Here is an 18,666-nt window from a genome sequence, read left to right as displayed (position 1 = left end):
TGGCTTTTTTACCTATTCGTTTTCTTGCATAGCGGATAGATCTTCCTCAGAAATGAGAACATCTCGTGGCTTTGTTCCGCGATTTTCAGAAACAATACCTTGCGTTTCCATCTCTTCTATAAGACGAGCAGCTCGGTTATAGCCTATTCGAAATCTTCTTTGCAAGGATGAAGTAGACGCCCCGCCCTGATCCAGAACAAATCTACATGCCTCTAAGAAAAGTTCATCTTCCGTCTCATGTTGCTCTACTTTTGCTAATAGGTCATCCTGCTTGAACAAAAATATCGGCTCCATTTGCTTTCTTACATGGCCTACCGTACGTTCAATTTCATCATCAGACACATATACTCCTTGCAGACGAATTGGTTTTGAGGTACCGTTTTCTAGAAATAACATATCCCCTCTTCCAAGCAGTTTTTCTGCCCCGCTAACATCAATAATGGTACGAGAATCTACTTGAGACGATACGGTGAAAGCCATCCGAGTTGGAATATTTGCTTTAATTAATCCTGTAATAACATCAACAGATGGACGCTGCGTTGCAACGAGTAAATGAATGCCACACGCTCTCGCCTTTTGTGCAATTCTACAAATGGCTTCTTCGACATCTGCTGGTGATACCATCATTAAATCTGCAAGCTCATCTATGACAATAACAATGTAGGGAAGCGGCTGACCTTCATTTGTTTTGTTCACTAAGTCGTTATATCGCGTTAAATCGCGTGCTCCGGCGTGAGCAAATAATTCATACCGATGCTCCATCTCATCTACAGCCCATTTTAAAGCAGCGGTCGCCGCTTTTACATCGGTAATAACTGGGGATACGAGGTGTGGCACATCATTATACGGTGCAAGCTCTACCATTTTAGGATCAATGAGGAGAAGCTTCACTTCATGTGGCAAAGCCTTATACAAAATGCTAGTTAAAATAGCGTTAATGCACACACTCTTTCCTGAACCGGTAGCACCAGCAATCAGACCGTGTGGCATTTTACGTAAATCAGTTACGATAGGCATGCCAGAAATATCAAGACCGAGTGCCACTGTTAAAGGAGATTCATTTTTAATAAATACAGGACTTCTTAATATTTCTCGCAAAAACACCGGCTTACTATGTCTATTCGGAACTTCAATTCCAACAGTGTTTTTACCAGGAATCGGGGCTTCAATCCGAATATCTCTTGCCGCTAAATTGAGCTTAATATCATCCGATAAATTCGTAATTTTATTAACCTTCACTCCAGGTTCTGGCTGTACTTCAAAGCGCGTTACTGCTGGTCCTTGCGTTACATGAACTACATGAGCGCCAATATGAAAGTTTTCAAACGTTGTATTTAGCAATTGCTCTTGATTACGGAGCCATTCGTCATCATTTGTAGGATTCACATTTGGTGTACTTAACAAACCAAGTGACGGAAATACATACGAAGGATGTGTTTCTACTCTAGCAACCTTGCGCTCAGATGTAAGCTTCTTCTTATCTTGACGAAGCATAATAACATTAAACGGAACAGACCGTCTTTTTTCGCGCTTTGGTTCTTCCATTGCTACCTGTTCGATTTCTACTTTGTTTTCTGCAACTTCATTTGTCTTATCTTCCGTCGCTTCCTGTTCAGGAATTACTTCACTTTCTGCAATATTCCACTGGTTCTCTTCTTCTGTTTCGTTCACTACTTCACATTTAGTAATTTCGTTTACTATCTCAGGTTCTTCGTTTTCAATACCTTTTTCTGTTTCTATTACACTAGTTAGTAGTGGCTCTGCTTCTTCTGCTTGTGCCATCTGTTCTCTTGTACTATCTACAATATGTTCGTTTTGTAAAACAGAATTCATAAGAGAGGCTTCGACTATTTCCTCTTCTTTAGTCTCACTTGCATCTAATTCCGTCTTATTCTTCTCATTTTCTAGTATTTCTACTATTTCGTCTGCTTCGTTATGTTGTGTGCTGTCTAGCTCGTCCTTTTGTATATCCCTCTCATCCGTACTTTCTGAAACAAGATAGCCATTCTTCAAGAGCCAAGCATCTACCACAGACAAATGTTCTGCTTCTAAAACGAGATCAATATTAGGTTGTTTTTTCAACAAATTCTCATTTGGTCGTTCATATCCAAAAACAGGTGATACAGTCTCTGTAGGCTGAAAGGATTGTCGGTTTCGTCCTATTGTATAAATAGGACCCTTAGGCTGCTCCATATCGGAACTTGATTGTATTATTTTCGACTTTACAGTAGCTTGCTCTCGTTTATACGTTACATGCGTCGGAGTAATTTCTGGCTTACTGATAAAATTTTGATTATCCAGACGAGTTATTTGTGATTTTTTTGGCTCAATCTTTTCAGTCTCTGTAGCATTTACAGTAGGCGGATTGAGAAGATTATCATCTTGAATGAGTGGAAATCGAAACTTACCGTTAGGAAAGGAGAACGACTCGTGCGTTGTTTCCATTTGTATCGTTTGCTCCGTTTCAAGCCTACTCTCATTCTCAGAAATAGGTTCCTCTTTATTCAATATTTTTTTCATCCAACTTAGCATGAACTACCACTCTTTCCCCAAATAGTAACATTCTTTATTGTAACAGTATTCAACAAAATGTGTAGCAAAAATTAATGAACACTAGCAGAAAAAGAATATGGGAAATGGACCGTCACAAAAAATCCTTACTTACAGAATTTTTGTAAAACGGCCCATCTTCACAGCACGTTGAATTCCATTAAAATGTAAAAGGTTTTCCTACTTCATAGCTATCTTCTAATACAAGTATTCCCTTTTTCTCTGGTGCGTTAGGTAACGCTAATTCACGAGCAGAACAAATCATTCCAGATGAGGCCACCCCGCGAAGCTCTGCATCCTTAATAACAAGTCCGCTTGGCATTACCGCCCCAATTTTTGCAACAACAACCTTCTGACCTGCTTCTACATTGGGAGCCCCGCACACAATTTGAAGCGTTTCATTCCCAACATCTACTTTACATATATTTAACTTATCTGCATTTGGATGATGCTCTTTTTCTTGAACATAACCAACAACAAATTTTGGTGAAAAATCAGCTTCTATTTTTTCAACAAATCCATTTTTCTCGAAAACTGCATTCAGATGATTAACTATTTCTTCTGTTACTGTAACAGTTCCCGTTTCTGTAACAGTTATGTAAGAAGAAGCATGAAAAAGATTATACCCAAACGTTTTATTACTTTCACGATCAAAGATACGTACCACATCACCTTTTCGTTCGAATGTACGAGATTCTAACGTACCATCTTGTAAATAGAGAAGTAAAGTATCTCCAACGCCTTCCTTGTTATAAAAAATATTCACTTGTTTCATCCTTTCTTATCTGTACCATCATTCTTGACGCGATTTTTTGCCATAATAAAAATAGGTTCTAGCTCCTTATTTTCGTAAATAAAGGAGAGCGATGTAATCGGTACATGACCTTCGGCAAAAAATTGCATTGTCATTTGCGCAATAATATCATAACCGATTTCATTTCGAATATCAGCAATTATTAGTACATCTTGATGAGGAACTGCAACGACCATATCTCCCGTTATCTTCTTTTTCATATCTTCTAACAAAGAAATATCTAAAATGCGGCTCGCATCATACCCATCATTTGCATGAAAAAAGTAAAATATATTTCCTGCAACTGTATCTTCTTTCATCTTTCTAGGGAGTGACCGAACATGAAATAATGCGAGTTCTTTCACTTGCTGATGATCTAATTGAAGTTTTTCTGCCAATTTTTCATCGATCAGTCGATATGTTTTTTCGGCATCTAGTGCGTAGAAAATGCGTGTTTCTGCTGTATGATCTGACGTTACAAATGGATTGTCCTCCTCTTGATGTAATGGAAAAGAGGTAGAGCGAATAACAGGAAGAATACGCGTGTTCTCTGTATCTTCAGAATGCATAGCAAGAAGCGCTTCCTTCACATAGTATACTGCTTCTTCTATTGCATTTTCCCCCTGCAACTCCCATTTGGCAAGAATCCCAGGCAATGAGACGGTAATTCCTTTTTTCGTTTCACAGTGTTCTACACGTAGTTGATCTTTTTTGCTATCATATTGGAACTCCCAGTCAGTACGTTTCAATCGTTTCATTAATTCTTGCTTCAATTGATTACTATTCATCTTCATCCGTATCCCCCCTTTTTTATGTGAATGGAACTACAAAAAAGTAGTCTAATTCGATTACTGTAATGCAGACAAAAACGCTTCAATTTCTTCTTGAGTTTTACGATCTTTACTAACAAAACGACCTGTTTCTTCACCATTTTCATATGCAAGGAAGCTCGGTATACCATATATATCATTTGCTTGGCATAAATCAATAAATTCGTCACGATCTACGTGATAAAACGTAATATCTTTAAATTTCTCTTCTACTTCTGGCATAAACGGCTCAATAAAACGACAATCTGAACACCATCCAGCAGAAAATACAAACACAGCTTTACCTTGCGCTTTTACTTCTTCAAACTGTTCAACACTGTTTAATGTCTTCATTCTATTTTTCTCCTTTTCTTTTCATACAGTATCTTAAAAATAAGACTTCACCTTGCCATCATTAAAACGCAGAACCAATACAGTTGCAACCATTATGACTTATAGCGATATTGACCCGCAAGCAGCTTAACAACATGAATAAACATTTCTTCACGGCCTACATACCCGCTCGTAAAAATGCCAATAGCACCTTCCTTGCTTCGAATATCATGTTGCCGTGTATACGCATCCATCACTTCACTTAATTCTTTTCCTTGTCGCAATGGCTGTTCAAATTGAGGAGGAAGTTGTATTCTTGCTCCTCCTGCCAGAAACATTTCACCATTTACCGTAACTAGTGCACCCCAATTACAAAGAAATAGTCCTTGTTCTGTGACATATACGCCTCCCTCAAGTCCGATTGCGACATCAGCATCAGTAGCCGCTAACGCATGCTGAGCACGGTTTATTGCCCCTTTCATCGTTTCTTCATCTGAAAAAGGCTGATTTGATACGTCTGATGGCACAGATATGGGGAGTATGTTCTCACCAAATACTTGCTTTACTGCGCCTACCTTTGTTGGATTTAATGATCCAATTGCCACTTGCATTGCTATATCCCCCTTCAAAGCGAAAAGGCCCTTAAGGCCTTTTCTTCTTATCCGATCTATCTTATTACGCATTATTTTTAATTGTTTCAAGTGTTGTTCGATCTGTTGCCTTCACAAGTTTAATGAGTAATTCCTTTGCAGCAGCATAATCATCAACATGCATAATCGAAGCATGTGTATGAATATACCGTGCACAAATACCAATAACTGATGATGGAACGCCGTTATTACTTAAATGAACACGTCCAGCATCTGTTCCGCCTTGAGAGACAAAATATTGGTACGGAATATGATTACTTTCAGCTGTATCTAAAATAAATTCACGTAATCCTCTATGCGTAACCATTGTTCGATCGAAAATCCGTAAGAGCGTACCTTTCCCTAGTTGTCCAAACTGTTGTGTATCACCACTTGCATCATTTGCCGGACTAGCATCAAGCCCGTAAAAAATATCAGGTTGGATCATATTTGCAGCTGTTTGTGCCCCGCGTAGTCCGACCTCTTCTTGTACAGTCGCACCGGAGAAAAGCATATTGGGCAACATTTCCCCTTGCACTTCTTTTAATAATTCAATCGCTAAGCCGCAGCCATAACGATTGTCCCAAGCTTTTGCCATAATTTTTTTAGGATTTGCCATGGGAGTGAATGGACAAACTGGAATCACTTGTTGCCCTGGTTTTATACCTAATTCTAAAGCTTGTTCTTTGCTGTCTGCACCAATATCTATTAGCATATTTTTTATGTCCATCGGCTTTGCTCGTTGCTCATCCGTTAGAATATGCGGGGGGATAGAACCAATCACGCCAACAACAGGCCCATTATTAGTCATAACTTGTACGCGCTGTGCAAGCAATACTTGATTCCACCAACCGCCTAATGGTTGAAAACGTAGCATTCCGTTTTTTGTTATTTGTGTCACCATGAATCCAACTTCGTCCATATGACCCGCAACCATCACACGAGGACCGTTTTCGTCACCCTTTTTCATACCAAATATGCTGCCGAGTCCATCTTGAACTAATTCATCCGAATATTTAGAAAGCTCCTGTTTCATAAAACGTCGCACTTCATGCTCAAACCCTGAAGTACCTGGAAGTTCTGTTAATGTTCGAAACAAATCCAATGTTTCCTTATTCATACACAACACTCCTTTAGTTAAAAACCAAGTTGAGTGAATAGGCTGATAATCCTATTCTACATACTATAGAGAAGTAACATTTAAAAATTAAACATATGTATTAATGAAATAAAACATAAGAATTCTACCATGCAGTCATTCCTTATCTGCATAGGAATTTTACTTTATTGTAACGAATATTCACAAATATCGCTAGTTTCTTCTTTTTTCGTGTCAATTCGATTATACTTGTACTGTTAGTGAAATTTGCACAATTTGAGGTGAAAATGATGAATTGGAAAAACATACTCCTCGGCGTAGGTTTAGGCTTTACTGCCGGATATTTTGTGGCAAATCAGCTTCAGCAGAATGGCCATATTTCTGCTGATAAAGCTTTGAAAATGGCAAAAAAAGTATTTTCGGAAAAAGGTGAAATTACAGGTTCTTGGATCCACATGGTTCCTGAAGTGTGGGAAAAATATGATATAGCTTATGATGTATACAGAGGCGGTGTAACAACTGTTACACTAGACAAACAAAACCGCTATGAATTTCTACTGGATGCTAACACAGGAACAATCTTAGACGTTACAGAAAGTTAACTCCCCCTTAAGAAGAACATCCCCTCTTACCGTAAGAGGGGATTGTTTGTTTGAATAGGAAGGCTTTCTATTACATTACCCTCGTTATCCCATTTAACTGCACGAATATAGGCATCATGATAAAAAGTAAACCATGCCTGTTCCTTTATACCAAATTGAATCCAATCTTGTTTTTGATAGATGCTTGTCATCGGATAATCATCATAAGCCATTACCCAAAGAGGATTTTGATGCGCATGTGTTGGTAAAATGTCAGCCATATGAAGCATTGTCTCATTATGATCTTTTATAATTACAATGGCATGTCCATCGCTGTGTCCTCCTGTATGAACCATTGAAATGGCTTCCGTAACATTTACTTTTTCTTTAAACGTACTAACTTGGTGCACAATACTCTCCCAGTTTTCTTTCCAATACGTATTACGTGAGCGAATGTTAGGCTGCCGCATTTCCTCCCATTCTGTCTCTGAAACAATAATCTTTGCCTTAGAAAAAGTAGGAACAAAGTTAGTTCCATTCCACTTTGTTAATCCGCATGCGTGATCAAAATGAAGATGTGTCATTAACACATAATCAATATCATCCGTGGATAATCCAAGCAAATCCAAACTTTGTTCTACTTGTGATTCCTCTGTTACCCCTTGATTGCGTTTCATCTTTTCATTTAATTTTTGATTGCCAATTCCAGAGTCAATCAGCATATTACCGTTTTTAGTCTGAATGAGAAGCGGATCTGTTCGCAAGAGAATTCTATTTTCATCATTCGGCTCATATTTGCGAGACCAAAGTGCTTTCGGAACAACTCCAAACATTGCTCCGCCATCCAGATGTGTATTGCCCCCTTGTAACCATGTAACTCGTATTTCTCCCACTTGCAGCGTCTCCATACTCTCCACTCCCCTATTTATATGTACTTTCATTTCCCAACTTTATCAATTATTGATAAATATGGAAAAAATAAAAATATTTAGTAGAGTTTATTGTACCATAAAAAAAAGCCTGTGTTTATTACACAGACTCATTTTTAAATTTTGCTTCTACTCTATAGATTCGATTCCCTTTTTCCGAAAACTTTTCTTCATATTCGGTCATAATGTTGTTGGTATCTTCACTATTATGCAGATCCAAACTTATATATGTTAAAATCATTCCATATTGAGAAAAACTACATAACGAATATTCAAATAACCCTTGGTTATCTGTTTTAAAATGAATTTCTCCACCTTGAATAAGAACTTGTTCATAATTGTGTAAAAACTGTTTATATGTTAGGCGACGCTTTTCATGACGAGATTTGGGCCAAGGATCAGAAAAATTCAAATACAAGCGTTGAATTTCACCCTTCTCAAAAAAGACTGTCATATCTTTTGCATCTTTGTTAATAAGCTTCAGATTCGGCACTTCTTCTTCGATTAATTTATCAAGTGCGTCTACAATAACACTTGAGTATTTTTCAATACCAATATAATTAACTGTAGGATTTGCTTTTGCCATTTCATAAATAAAACGACCTCGTCCAGTCCCTACTTCTACATGTATCGGATTCTGATTTGGAAATACATCCTTCCACTTTCCTTTATGTTCTTCTGGATTTAGAATAACGAACTGCGGATGACTTTCTATCATTTCATTGGCGTATGGTTTAAATCTCAGGCGCATATGAAATCTCTTCCTCTCTTTCCAATAATGCCAACAGCACGATGCTACAGGCAGTAACGAATAAAATGATGGATACTCACAAAAACTACTGTTAAATATGAGTACAAAGGGTGTGAATTGCAACATGACAATCAGTCACGAACATCAATTACTTATTTTAAAAGATATTTTACAAAACCAACAAAACGATTGCTGTGGTACAGTTTCAGAATGTGAACAACTAGAACGCCTTATTAAGTCGTTGCTAACGAATGATAATGTTACGGATGAAACGAAGCATGTACTTTCTGACGTATACCAGTACAGTCAAGCTGGACAATATTCTTCTGATTTACATGAACATATTTCTAACCATCAAGATCAACTTTCACAATGGATTTCAGGAATGGATAGTTTTTCCTAATAGCTATGACAATAGCTGCTTGATATAAGTAAGCCAATAATCCATCTCATATTGCTTGTTCTTCTTTGTATACCATTGGAGGGAAATGATAGATTGGGCTATCACATACCATTTCATGCGACGGAGCAGAAAATCAGTAAGCTCCATTCCGTAGCTTTTTAACCAATCCTCCCATTCCTCCCTTGGAATGTAGAAGTGGAGTAGCATACCAATATCAAGAGCAGGATCTGCAATGACCGCTCCGTCCCAATCAATTAAATACAATTGATCATCGTCTGATAACATCCAATTATTGTGATTCACATCACAATGGCATACTGATACATGATCACACTCTATTTCTTCTACTGATTCTTGCAAATATTGTAATGCCTGCCTAACAGGATCCTTTTGCTTCACTTCTTCATCAAGCGAATCACGTACTTGTTGCAAAAGTTGGCTTGCTTTAAGCGGTGTTTTCCCAAGTTTTTCAATCATATGTAGCAAGTCATCTGACATATGAATTTTCTTAAGAAGGAGAGCTACTCTCTCCTTCTTCATGTCTTCCGGTTCCAGTTTTCGACCTCTCAAACATACTTGAGCTGAAATAACATCTCCACTCGTAATACGCTTTGCCCATAGCAGCTTAGGAACAATTCCTTCTGCTGACAAGACCGCTAGAAAAGGAGAGGAATTTCGTTTTAAAAATAGCTTTCGTTCCCCTTGTTCAGCAAAATATGCCTCACCCGTAGCACCGCCAGCAGGAATTATATCCCACTCTTTTCCTAGTAATTGTTCTAACCATTCCATTTCCATTATCTATCAACAATTCCTTTTGGTGATTTTTATTATTAGCTCTTGGCGCTACTTCTTCACTACAGAGCAGCCAACAGTAATTTTAACCTAGACTGTTTTAGAAGAAGGTTTAGCGAAAGGCACTATACTCATGTATCTCTATTCATTTCCATAATAGAAACGTGTTATTGTCATCTAACTTCCTGACAAAAAAGAGAGCTATTTTGGCTTTCATACCAGAATAGCTACCTCTGACAATTCTACCTTCATTCGTTTCATATCGTCAAGTAAAGAATTGTTACCCTTTTGCCAATATATATGAACTAATCGGAAATACTGTTATTCCTGGTCCTTGTGTCTGATACATTTCAACAGAAGATGCTGCCACATTATCAGCAAGTACCAACCATTTTCCGCTATCAGGGAGTATAATTTCTTTTTCATAAACGGTGTTGTTCAATATAACTAGAATATTTTCCCATGGACCATATTTTTTTACACCTGATAATTCATACATGATTACTGAATCAGGCGCAGGAAGAAACCGTAAATGCTTTCGCACTAAATCAGTCGACGTTAACCGAAAAGCACCGTGCATTTTGCGGATAGCAATGATTCCTTTAATATATTCTACATGATGTAGATTCAATTCCTTACGCTCCCAATCAATTTGATTAATATAATCAGGTGAATTGTAGCTATTTTCTACCCCCTTCTTCGTTCGGAAAAATTCCTGACCAGCATGTAAGAAAGGAATACCTTGCGAAAGAAGCGTAATGGTAGTTGCTAGGCGGTGCCGTCTTTTTCGAATATGCTCTTCTTCATCACTATTACTACTTATCAATTTATCCCACATGGTGGTATTATCATGTGATTCTACATAATTAATCGTTTGATAAGGCTCCAGAAATGGACTATTTTTGTCTAGCTGCATAGGAATACTCCCCGCAATAAACATTTTCATATGCTCGATACAAGCTCCATCCCCTAATGCATAACCACGATCATAGCTATTAAATGTGCTCCCCTTCACCGTATCTCGAAATGCATCGTTAAACTGCGCAATATTTGGCATCTTTGCTGCATTACGAAGTGTAGCCTTCTTATCCAATGATAATGGCGTATCCATATCCCACCCTTCACCAAGAAGGATCACATTTTGTTTGATACGGTCAATTTCATGACGAATTTCATTCATTGTATCTATATCTAAGATTCCCATTAAATCAAATCGGAATCCATCAATGCTATATTCCTTTAACCAGAACAACACAGAGTCTTTAATAAATTTACGAACCATTTTTCTCTCAGAAGCAATATCATTCCCAACTCCTGTCCCATCTGAAGGCATTCCATCATGATCATGTCTGAAATAATATCCCGGGACAAGCATTTCGAAGGAAGAGGTTTCCCGAATGTAAACATGATTATAAACCACATCCATAATCACACGAATTCCATGTTTATGAAGATTACGGATCATCCGTTTTACTTCTAATATCCGTGCATACGGATTTTCTGGGTCGCTCGCATAGCTTCCTTCGGGTACATTATAATGCAACGGATTATAACCCCAATTGTAACTTAATTGCGGAAATAACTCATCCACACCAGCAAAATCATTAAATGGTAATAATTCAAGATGTGTAATACCTAGCTCTTTTAAATAACTTAACCCTGTACTTGTTCCTTCTGGCCCCTTTGTTCTTTCTTCCGTTAGACCTTTATATTTTCCTTTATGAACAATTCCGCTGTCAGGATGAATGGTAAAATCGCGTATATGTGCTTCATATATAATAGCATCCGTTAATGGACACGGAGGCAACACAATTTCATTTTCCTGCCCTCTCGTTTTTTCTATATCAATAATGATTCCGTAGATTCCATTACTTGATACAGCTTTCGCATATGGATCAATCGCTTCTCGCCACTTATGATTAATATACACACAAATCGTATAATAAGTTCCCTCACAATTTCCAGCAATCTCCGCGATCCAAACTCCATTTCGCTCTCGAACCATTTCATACTCTCTAAAACCACTTAAATCATAAAAGCGTACTTTTGCTTTTGTAGCAGTGGGAGCCCACACTTTACATACGGTTTTGTCTGGTGAAAATGTAACACCTAAATCATTTCCATCATAATAATAGAGGTCATCAAACTGTTCAGTTCGAATAACTGCTCCAATGTGCAACTCGATTTCATTATTTCGTTCATCCACAACAACATACGTCTCTCCAATTTTTAAAGGCGTTTCTATTTTGCATTCATATTTTGTAAATTCCGGGAATTCGATAATGTTTTGTATGATAAGATTCCATTCTAATTCATGGTGTTTGAGACGAAAAGAACTTGAAGCACCATACGATTTCGGCAGCAAGATGGTAATAAAGTCCATCCGATCTAAATATGCTTCAAATACGTTGTCGACTTTAATCATTGCTGTGTTCACCATCCTCTAACTCAAATAAGTAAAACATTAGTTATTTAAGCCTTTTATACTACATTATATTCTCTTCATTCGTAAACGTTTTCATTATCTCATGATTTATAAAAAAGAGGAAATGTAGCTATTTCTTCATACTTTGGTGTTTCTTCCATATGAGTAACAAATAAAGAGAAATGATCCACCGTAAATTTTAAGGGATTAATCGGCATCTTATTCTCAAAAGGTAGTGCATCTATCCAACGTTTAGCAAGCGTTATATGTGGTTGAAAGGGACGTTTATCTAACTGGTATCCTAACTTTTCACACGCATCATATACATAGGTTTGCAGGGTAATAATCTCTGATCTATGCTCAACCCCCGCCCATAATATACGCGGACGATGTTCCATTCCAAATGTATATAAACCTTCTATACCTAGAGAAAAGCGAGAGACAGGAACGTCCTCTAGTTGAAAAGCAGATAAGGCCGTAGTTGCTTCTCCCAAAAAGGCAAGCGTTATATGATAATCGTCTTTATGTGTCCATGTTCGAAAGGAAAGTTGCCGTTCATATTGCAATCGCCATTGAAACAACTGCTCTTTAACATTCGGTGGTATAGGAATAGCAAAAAAATAATGATTTGGCATACAACGTGATTCTCCCGTCGTTTTGTAATCTATATACATTTATTGCTCTTTATACTATATCGTTTTTGCATACTTTTGAGGAGACTACTTTCTTTTTAAATAGAAGAACTAACAGAAATAATCCGACTACCGTGAGTATAAAGAAGCATAGATAAACAAATGGTATTCCAAATTGATCCATGAGAACACCTGCGAGTATAGTACTAAACCATGTTCCAAATCCACTTCCTGCTGCTGCGTACAATGCAACAGCTGTCGATCGCATAGAATTTGAAGCAAGGTTACGAACATATTGCAAGGCAGCTGGCACGAAAAACCCAATCGATAAGCCCTGAGCAATGGTAGTAATATAAATAAGCAATAATGACGGCTCAAAGAAATAAAACAGCCAACGAATGGCCGAAACCAACGCTGACAAAATAAGAATACGATCTACGCCGAGCTTACTCATCCAAAAGGAAGAGATTCTCATAAACGGCGCTTCACTACCAGCAGAAAGCAAAAACATAATCCCAACAACAGTCAATGTTCCGCCCAGCTTCATAATTAACAAACCAAAATATGTATTATTCGCATTAATAGGTCCAAAGATAAAAAACGTACTCCCTAAGAATAATAAAAATTCACGTTTTTTTAAAAGTATTGTACACCCTTGCACAAGATTCACATGTAAGCCTGACCCTTGTTTTGGAAGGATCCACGTCAATACCGCTCCGGCAAACATAAATGCTGCAAACAAGTAAAAAATAATACCCATTCCAAAGCTTTGAGAAGCTCTTCCTGCAACGAGAACTGCAAAGGCAAAACCAAGGGAACCATATAAACGAATGCTTCCATAGTTATCCTTCCCCTTTTGAACATAATTCAAAGCAATGCTATCAGAAATCGGAATGATTGCACTTTGTGACAATGCTAATGCAACAGCGATAACGACTAGAATTGGATAGGAAGCAGTGGTTGAATACAAAAAGCCAATGATACCTGTAGCCAGCAATGTACCAAATAATACTCCACGAGGCTTTTGTGTGTAATCACATAGCATTCCCCATAACGGTTGAATGAAAATCATAACAATGGACCCGACTGAAGTAATGGTTCCAATTTGTGTTCCTGATAAATGTAAGGTATTACTCAAGTATACCCCCAATAAAGGTAACAGTACCCCTAATCCAAAAAAAATGAAAAAATAATAGAATCGAAACATAGTACTAATCTTCGATTCCTTCTGTATGGATTTCTCCATATTTTTCCCCCTTCCCAAAACAAAGAAGAAGATAATCCAAGACTCTATGTTCATTTTGGATTATCTCACAATTAAGTACGATTTCTAGTAACTGCTTACGTCACTGCTATTATTTAGCCAATTCATAAATAGCCTGTGCATAAATTGCAGTTGCTTTTACTAAATCATCAATCTCAATATATTCGTCCTTTTGATGAGCAAGCTCTTCTTTACCTGGGAAAAGCGGGCCGAATGCAACTCCCGCCTGTAGTGATCTAGCGTATGTTCCCCCGCCAATTGCTAACAAGCTAGCTTTCTCTCCTGTTTGTTCCTCATAAACACGCGCAAGCGTTTGAATTAGCACGTGGTCCTTATCAACATGATGCGGCTTTGAATCCGATACCTCGCCTAATGAAAACCCGTTCTCCCCTGCAACGATTTCCAACGTTTTCAGCATTTTTACTGCATCAGTTGTCACAGGATATCGTATATTTAAACCAAGTGTTCCACCTTCTTGCTCACTGTAGTTCAAAAGACCTACATTCACCGTTAATTCTCCCGTAATATCGTCGCTATATGATATACCAAGCTCTTTTCCGAGCGTATCCTTTTCAAAATACTTGGTTACAAACGCGACAAACGAAGTACCAGCCCAGTCCAATTGCTCTCCATTTAAAAATGTAGCTAACAAAATACCAGCATTTCTTCCTTGTTCTGGAGTCGAGCCATGTGCAGATATCCCTTTTACTTCAAATGAAACAATTCCATCTTCTGTGGAAGCTTGTCCTTCCAATTTCGTTTGTTGTAAGAAGATTTTAAATCGTTCTATACTATGTACATCGCTTGTCCGTACTTGTGCTGTAGCGAAATCGGGTACCATATTTAATCTTCTACCAGACGAAAAGCTAATCAGTGCCATTGCCTCTCTCTTTTCAGATGCAGTCAGCTTTACATACGCATCACAAATTCCTTTTTCCGCATTAATGATAGGAAAATCGGCATCAGGAGCAAATCCCATCGTTGGCATTTCTTCATGTGTAAAATAATGATCCACGCAGCGCCAATGACTTTCTTCATCTGCACCAAGAATCATGCGCACTCGCTTCGTTAAAGGCAGGCCGAGCTCTTTTACAATTTTCATTGCATAGTAAGCGGCCATTGTTGGTCCCTTATCATCAATTGCACCTCGTGCAATGATTTTTCCGTCACGAATATTTGCTGCATACGGATCACTTGCCCACCCGTCTCCTTCTGGCACAACGTCAACATGACATAGAATACCAAGGAGCTCATCGCCTTGTCCCATTTCCAGATGGCCAGCATACCCTTCTAAGTTTTTCATACGAAATCCGTCTTTACTACCCGTTTGAAGCATATACGTAAGTGCTTGCCCAATGCCTCTGCCAAACGGCGCACCTTCTTGGCTATCCTCTTCGTCAAGCACACTTTTAATTCGTAAAAATTGTTGCGTATCTGCAAGTAATGCATCTTTTCTTTTTTCCACTTCTTCTATCCAATTAATTTTCATATAGAAGTCACCTACTTTACTTAATTTCATCTTTCATCATAGCAAACGATTGTCTATTTCGCCAATATTCGTGGTAAAATAGAAGTAGTCGCATAGCTATAATCGTACTTAACAAGGGGATGCTAAATGGACGAAGAACATATGTAAAGTGTTTGCCTCACTCTTTAAAAATACGCAAACAAATACATTCACGATGATTTAACAAAAGGTAGGATTGAGACGTTTTTTGTAGAAATATAATATATCTTATCGTTTAGCTCTATATCAAACCTTTACATTTAAATGTATAGATTAATTTTCTGTTAAAAAAGGTAAAAAAAGAGCATGATATGAATGATATGGAGTAAAATAAAAACAAAAAGATATTCTTTTTCCTAGTTGAGTCACTATAAAACTCGTGGAGGAGTGGTTTTTTGAAATTTACAACCTCTCGTATGTTAACACGGATTAAGTCGATTTATATGTACATCAATGAAAAGGGCACTGTCACAACCCAGGATTTAGTGGATGAGTTTGGCATAACGCCAAGAACCATCCAACGAGATCTAAATGTGCTGCAGTTCAATGATTTGGTTTACAGCCCTAGTCGTGGAAAGTGGACGACAACAGGAAAGAGAGTGAGACTTTCTTCTTAAAAATACTTTTTTATTTATAAAAATTAGGATTATTCCCGTATTTACTTGTAATATAAAGATTTGGTAGAGTCTTTTTATATAGAGATGATTCAAAAGGCAATGGGCTTCCCTTTTGAATCATCTCTATCTTTTGTATATAACCTATTCACCTTTAAGTAGTTGAAGTTCCTCTTCTGTCAATTCTCGGTATTGACCAAGCTCTAGCTCTTCATCAAGTAAGAGAGGCCCCATTTCTGTTCGTTTTAAATAAACCACCTTTTTGCCAACTGCTTCAAACATGCGTTTCACTTGATGAAACTTTCCTTCTGTGATTACGAGTTCAATTTCTGATATGCTATCACCGCGTAAGATGGTTAATTCGCCTGGTTTTGTCACATAACCGTCCTCTAACATGACTCCCCTATGAAAAGCTGAAATGTCATCCTCCGTCACAAGTCCCTCGACTCTTGCATAATACTTTTTCGGTACATGCTTTTTTGGTGATAGTAGCTGATGCGCAAGTTTTCCATCATTCGTAAGAAGAAGGAAACCTTCTGTATCTTTATCTAGACGTCCAACTGGAAACAGATCAAACACAGCATCCTCTGGCTGAAGCAAGTCAATAACCGTTTGTTGCTCTTCATCTTCCGTTGCAGAAATCACTTCTTGTGGTTTATTCATCATTAAGTAAATAAACTCCTTATACTCAACAAGTTCACCGTATACAGTAACCTCCTGAACATCCACATTTACTTGTGCCTTCGCATCTTTTATGGGAAGACTGTCAATACGAACTGCTCCATCCTTTAAAAGCTTTTTTACTTCTTTTCTACTTCCGTATCCCATATTTGCTAAGAATTTATCAATTCTCATAGGCTCTCCTTTCGAATAAAACAAAGCGTAATCGCATTATTACGCTTGTTTATTTGTAAGTTTAATTGTTCGTCTAAATCTATTAATTAGCTTATGAAGTAGTTCTTCCCCAAACACACGGGAAGCAACCCCAGTCCGAATAGCTAAAAACACATAGACTGCAACTCCGACAATACCAGTAATTATTACGATAAGAAATGCATCCAAGCGACTTGCTGTGTAAGGAATGATAGTGGATAAACCACTATATACTACCTTGGCACTTACTGTCATAAGGAATGTAATAACAGAGATTTGGAAGGTTCGTTTGTATACACGTACAAAACTAAAATTCACATGTTTACGAATTTGCTTATTGGTATATAGAATCGATGCAGCAAATCCAATACCAGTTCCAAGAACGCCACCAATCGCGTCGAAATACCGAATCAGCACAATATTACAAATGATTTTTAATATAATACCGATTACTAGGCCAATAATGGCATGTTTTTGTTGATTAATCCCTTGTAATATAGCTGCAGTAACCGAAAATAACGCGAATAATAAAGCAACAGGTGCATACCACATAAGAATCTGCCCACCAAGCGGATCCGCTTCATAGAAGGCACGGTAAAGAGGATAGGCAAGAACAGAAATCCCCACAACAGCAGGTAATGTTAAAAAGATGTTTACTTGAAAGGTTTGCTGAATTTGATGATGCAGCGTTTTTATTTTATTTTCTGTAAATGACTTTGTAATTGCTGGAACGAGCGTTAAACTAAAAGCGGTCGCAAGTGACACGGGTATCATGATGAGTTTATGCGTCCACATTGTAAAAATACCGAGGGCATGCTCCGCAATATCCGCCTTTCCAGCAGCTTCCATCACTTTATTAAACGTTAGTGTATCAATTTGTTGATATAACGGAATGGTTAATCCGACCACAACATAAGGAAGAGCATAAGCAAATAATTCTTTGTAAAGCTGCGGGGTACTGACAACGGATGGCTTTACCGTTTGTGACGCTAGTAGCTCGTCCAAATTACGTTTTCGTTTCACCCAATACCACAGTAATACGATTAATGCCCCCACAGCAGATACGAAAGCTGCAAACGTAGAAACACCAACAGCAGTAGCAACCGAGCCTTTTAATACCCGAATCACAATATAACTTCCTATTAACAAAATAGCAATACGGATAATTTGTTCAATAATTTGCGAAACAGTGGTTGGCCCCATGGACTGATGACCTTGAAAGAATCCTCGAATCAAACTAGCTGCAGGGACAACAAGAAGAGCAAAACTAACAAGCCGAATAATCATGGTTACATCTTGCGGGCTATTTACTAATGTTTTATCTCCTAGCATCGCTTTAGCGAACAGAGGTGCACTCATATAAAGAACAATAAAGGAGAGCATACCCATAAAAATCATAAGCTTCATTCCTGAACGAAACATTCGTCTGCTCGTCTCATAATCTCCTAGAGCATTGTATTTCGATACAAATTTAGAAACAGCTAAAGGAACTCCTGCTGTTGCTATGCTTAGAAAAATCTGATAAGGAACGTAGCCATATGTATACAGGGTTCCACCATTGGTGCCAACAAGCTGATGAAACGGAAAGACGTAAATCATACCAAGAAATTTCACGAAAAAGGTTCCGAACGTTACAATAAGTGTTCCACGTACAAATTTGGAATCGGACATTTAAAGATCCC

General features: G+C 37.9%; 17 protein-coding genes and 1 pseudogene. 3 read left to right on the top strand and 15 right to left on the bottom strand.

The window, feature by feature from the left end; translation table 11 throughout:
* Window positions 1-12: 12 nt before the first annotated feature.
* From ACAN53_RS00365 to ACAN53_RS00340, 6 genes and pseudogenes are all read right to left on the bottom strand, one after another.
* Window positions 13-1,566 (bottom strand): annotated as a pseudogene (locus ACAN53_RS00365) (DNA translocase FtsK); the annotation flags it as partial.
* A gap of 1,144 nt (window positions 1,567-2,710) precedes the next feature.
* Window positions 2,711-3,325: a YtpR family tRNA-binding protein gene (gene ytpR / locus ACAN53_RS00360; protein WP_379965347.1), complete on the bottom strand. Its 615-nt coding sequence runs from the start codon at window positions 3,323-3,325 to the stop codon at window positions 2,711-2,713.
* The gene (locus ACAN53_RS00355; RefSeq protein ID WP_379965345.1) at window positions 3,322-4,137 is read right to left on the bottom strand and encodes a DUF1444 domain-containing protein; all 816 of its coding nucleotides are present in this window, start codon (window positions 4,135-4,137) and stop codon (window positions 3,322-3,324) included. Before ACAN53_RS00355 ends, ytpR begins: the two co-directional genes overlap by 4 nt.
* A gap of 54 nt (window positions 4,138-4,191) precedes the next feature.
* Window positions 4,192-4,506 (bottom strand): thioredoxin family protein, encoded by a 315-nt coding sequence (locus tag ACAN53_RS00350; RefSeq protein ID WP_379965342.1) that lies wholly within the window; start codon window positions 4,504-4,506, stop codon window positions 4,192-4,194.
* Window positions 4,507-4,598: 92 nt separating this feature from the next.
* The gene (locus ACAN53_RS00345; RefSeq protein WP_379965339.1) at window positions 4,599-5,096 is read right to left on the bottom strand and encodes a DUF84 family protein; all 498 of its coding nucleotides are present in this window, start codon (window positions 5,094-5,096) and stop codon (window positions 4,599-4,601) included.
* Between the two features lie 64 nt (window positions 5,097-5,160).
* On the bottom strand, window positions 5,161-6,234 hold the full coding sequence (locus ACAN53_RS00340) for a M42 family metallopeptidase (RefSeq protein WP_379965336.1): 1,074 nt from the start codon (window positions 6,232-6,234) through the stop codon (window positions 5,161-5,163).
* Window positions 6,235-6,503: 269 nt separating this feature from the next.
* On the opposite strand from ACAN53_RS00340, the gene ACAN53_RS00335 reads away from it, so the two are divergent.
* Entirely contained in the window at window positions 6,504-6,815 is a 312-nt protein-coding gene (locus tag ACAN53_RS00335; RefSeq protein WP_379965333.1) for a PepSY domain-containing protein, read from the top strand.
* Window positions 6,816-6,841: 26 nt separating this feature from the next.
* Here the strand turns inward: ACAN53_RS00335 and ACAN53_RS00330 are convergent, their stop codons facing one another.
* Together ACAN53_RS00330 and trmB are read right to left on the bottom strand one after the other, a co-directional pair.
* Complete coding sequence (locus ACAN53_RS00330) at window positions 6,842-7,702, bottom strand: YtnP family quorum-quenching lactonase (protein ID WP_379965330.1); 861 nt, start codon at window positions 7,700-7,702, stop codon at window positions 6,842-6,844.
* Between the two features lie 121 nt (window positions 7,703-7,823).
* A complete protein-coding gene (gene trmB, locus ACAN53_RS00325; RefSeq protein ID WP_379965327.1) occupies window positions 7,824-8,474 on the bottom strand; it encodes a tRNA (guanosine(46)-N7)-methyltransferase TrmB in 651 nt (216 codons plus the stop codon).
* Window positions 8,475-8,598: 124 nt separating this feature from the next.
* Between trmB and ACAN53_RS00320 the strand changes: the two genes are divergently transcribed.
* Window positions 8,599-8,877 (top strand): YtzH-like family protein, encoded by a 279-nt coding sequence (locus tag ACAN53_RS00320; protein ID WP_379965324.1) that lies wholly within the window; start codon window positions 8,599-8,601, stop codon window positions 8,875-8,877.
* Between the two features lie 3 nt (window positions 8,878-8,880).
* Here the strand turns inward: ACAN53_RS00320 and ACAN53_RS00315 are convergent, their stop codons facing one another.
* The 5 genes from ACAN53_RS00315 to pepV all read right to left on the bottom strand — a co-directional run bounded on the left by ACAN53_RS00315 (window position 8,881) and on the right by pepV (window position 15,479).
* The gene (locus ACAN53_RS00315; protein WP_379965321.1) at window positions 8,881-9,672 is read right to left on the bottom strand and encodes a phosphotransferase; all 792 of its coding nucleotides are present in this window, start codon (window positions 9,670-9,672) and stop codon (window positions 8,881-8,883) included.
* 277 nt (window positions 9,673-9,949) lie between these two features.
* Entirely contained in the window at window positions 9,950-12,094 is a 2,145-nt protein-coding gene (pulA, locus tag ACAN53_RS00310; RefSeq protein WP_379965318.1) for a type I pullulanase, read from the bottom strand.
* A gap of 101 nt (window positions 12,095-12,195) precedes the next feature.
* Complete coding sequence (gene thpR / locus ACAN53_RS00305; protein ID WP_379965315.1) at window positions 12,196-12,729, bottom strand: RNA 2',3'-cyclic phosphodiesterase; 534 nt, start codon at window positions 12,727-12,729, stop codon at window positions 12,196-12,198.
* A 49-nt stretch (window positions 12,730-12,778) separates the two neighbouring features.
* A complete protein-coding gene (locus ACAN53_RS00300; RefSeq protein ID WP_379970184.1) occupies window positions 12,779-13,933 on the bottom strand; it encodes an MFS transporter in 1,155 nt (384 codons plus the stop codon).
* A gap of 148 nt (window positions 13,934-14,081) precedes the next feature.
* Window positions 14,082-15,479, bottom strand: coding sequence for a dipeptidase PepV (gene pepV / locus ACAN53_RS00295; protein ID WP_379965312.1), 1,398 nt, complete (start codon window positions 15,477-15,479; stop codon window positions 14,082-14,084).
* A gap of 413 nt (window positions 15,480-15,892) precedes the next feature.
* Between pepV and ACAN53_RS00290 the strand changes: the two genes are divergently transcribed.
* Window positions 15,893-16,114 (top strand): DeoR family transcriptional regulator, encoded by a 222-nt coding sequence (locus ACAN53_RS00290; RefSeq protein ID WP_379965309.1) that lies wholly within the window; start codon window positions 15,893-15,895, stop codon window positions 16,112-16,114.
* Window positions 16,115-16,255: 141 nt separating this feature from the next.
* Here ACAN53_RS00290 and ACAN53_RS00285 read toward each other — a convergent pair whose 3' ends face one another.
* Together ACAN53_RS00285 and ACAN53_RS00280 are read right to left on the bottom strand one after the other, a co-directional pair.
* Window positions 16,256-16,966, bottom strand: coding sequence for a pseudouridine synthase (locus ACAN53_RS00285; RefSeq protein WP_379965306.1), 711 nt, complete (start codon window positions 16,964-16,966; stop codon window positions 16,256-16,258).
* A 39-nt stretch (window positions 16,967-17,005) separates the two neighbouring features.
* Window positions 17,006-18,655 (bottom strand): putative polysaccharide biosynthesis protein, encoded by a 1,650-nt coding sequence (locus ACAN53_RS00280; protein WP_379965303.1) that lies wholly within the window; start codon window positions 18,653-18,655, stop codon window positions 17,006-17,008.
* Window positions 18,656-18,666 lie beyond the last annotated feature (11 nt).

Source organism: Ectobacillus soli, from assembly GCF_042610425.1.
Lineage (GTDB): Bacteria > Bacillota > Bacilli > Bacillales > Bacillaceae_G > Ectobacillus.
Note: the sequence above shows the minus strand (reverse complement) of the source record. Positions and strands in the feature narration are given on the sequence as shown.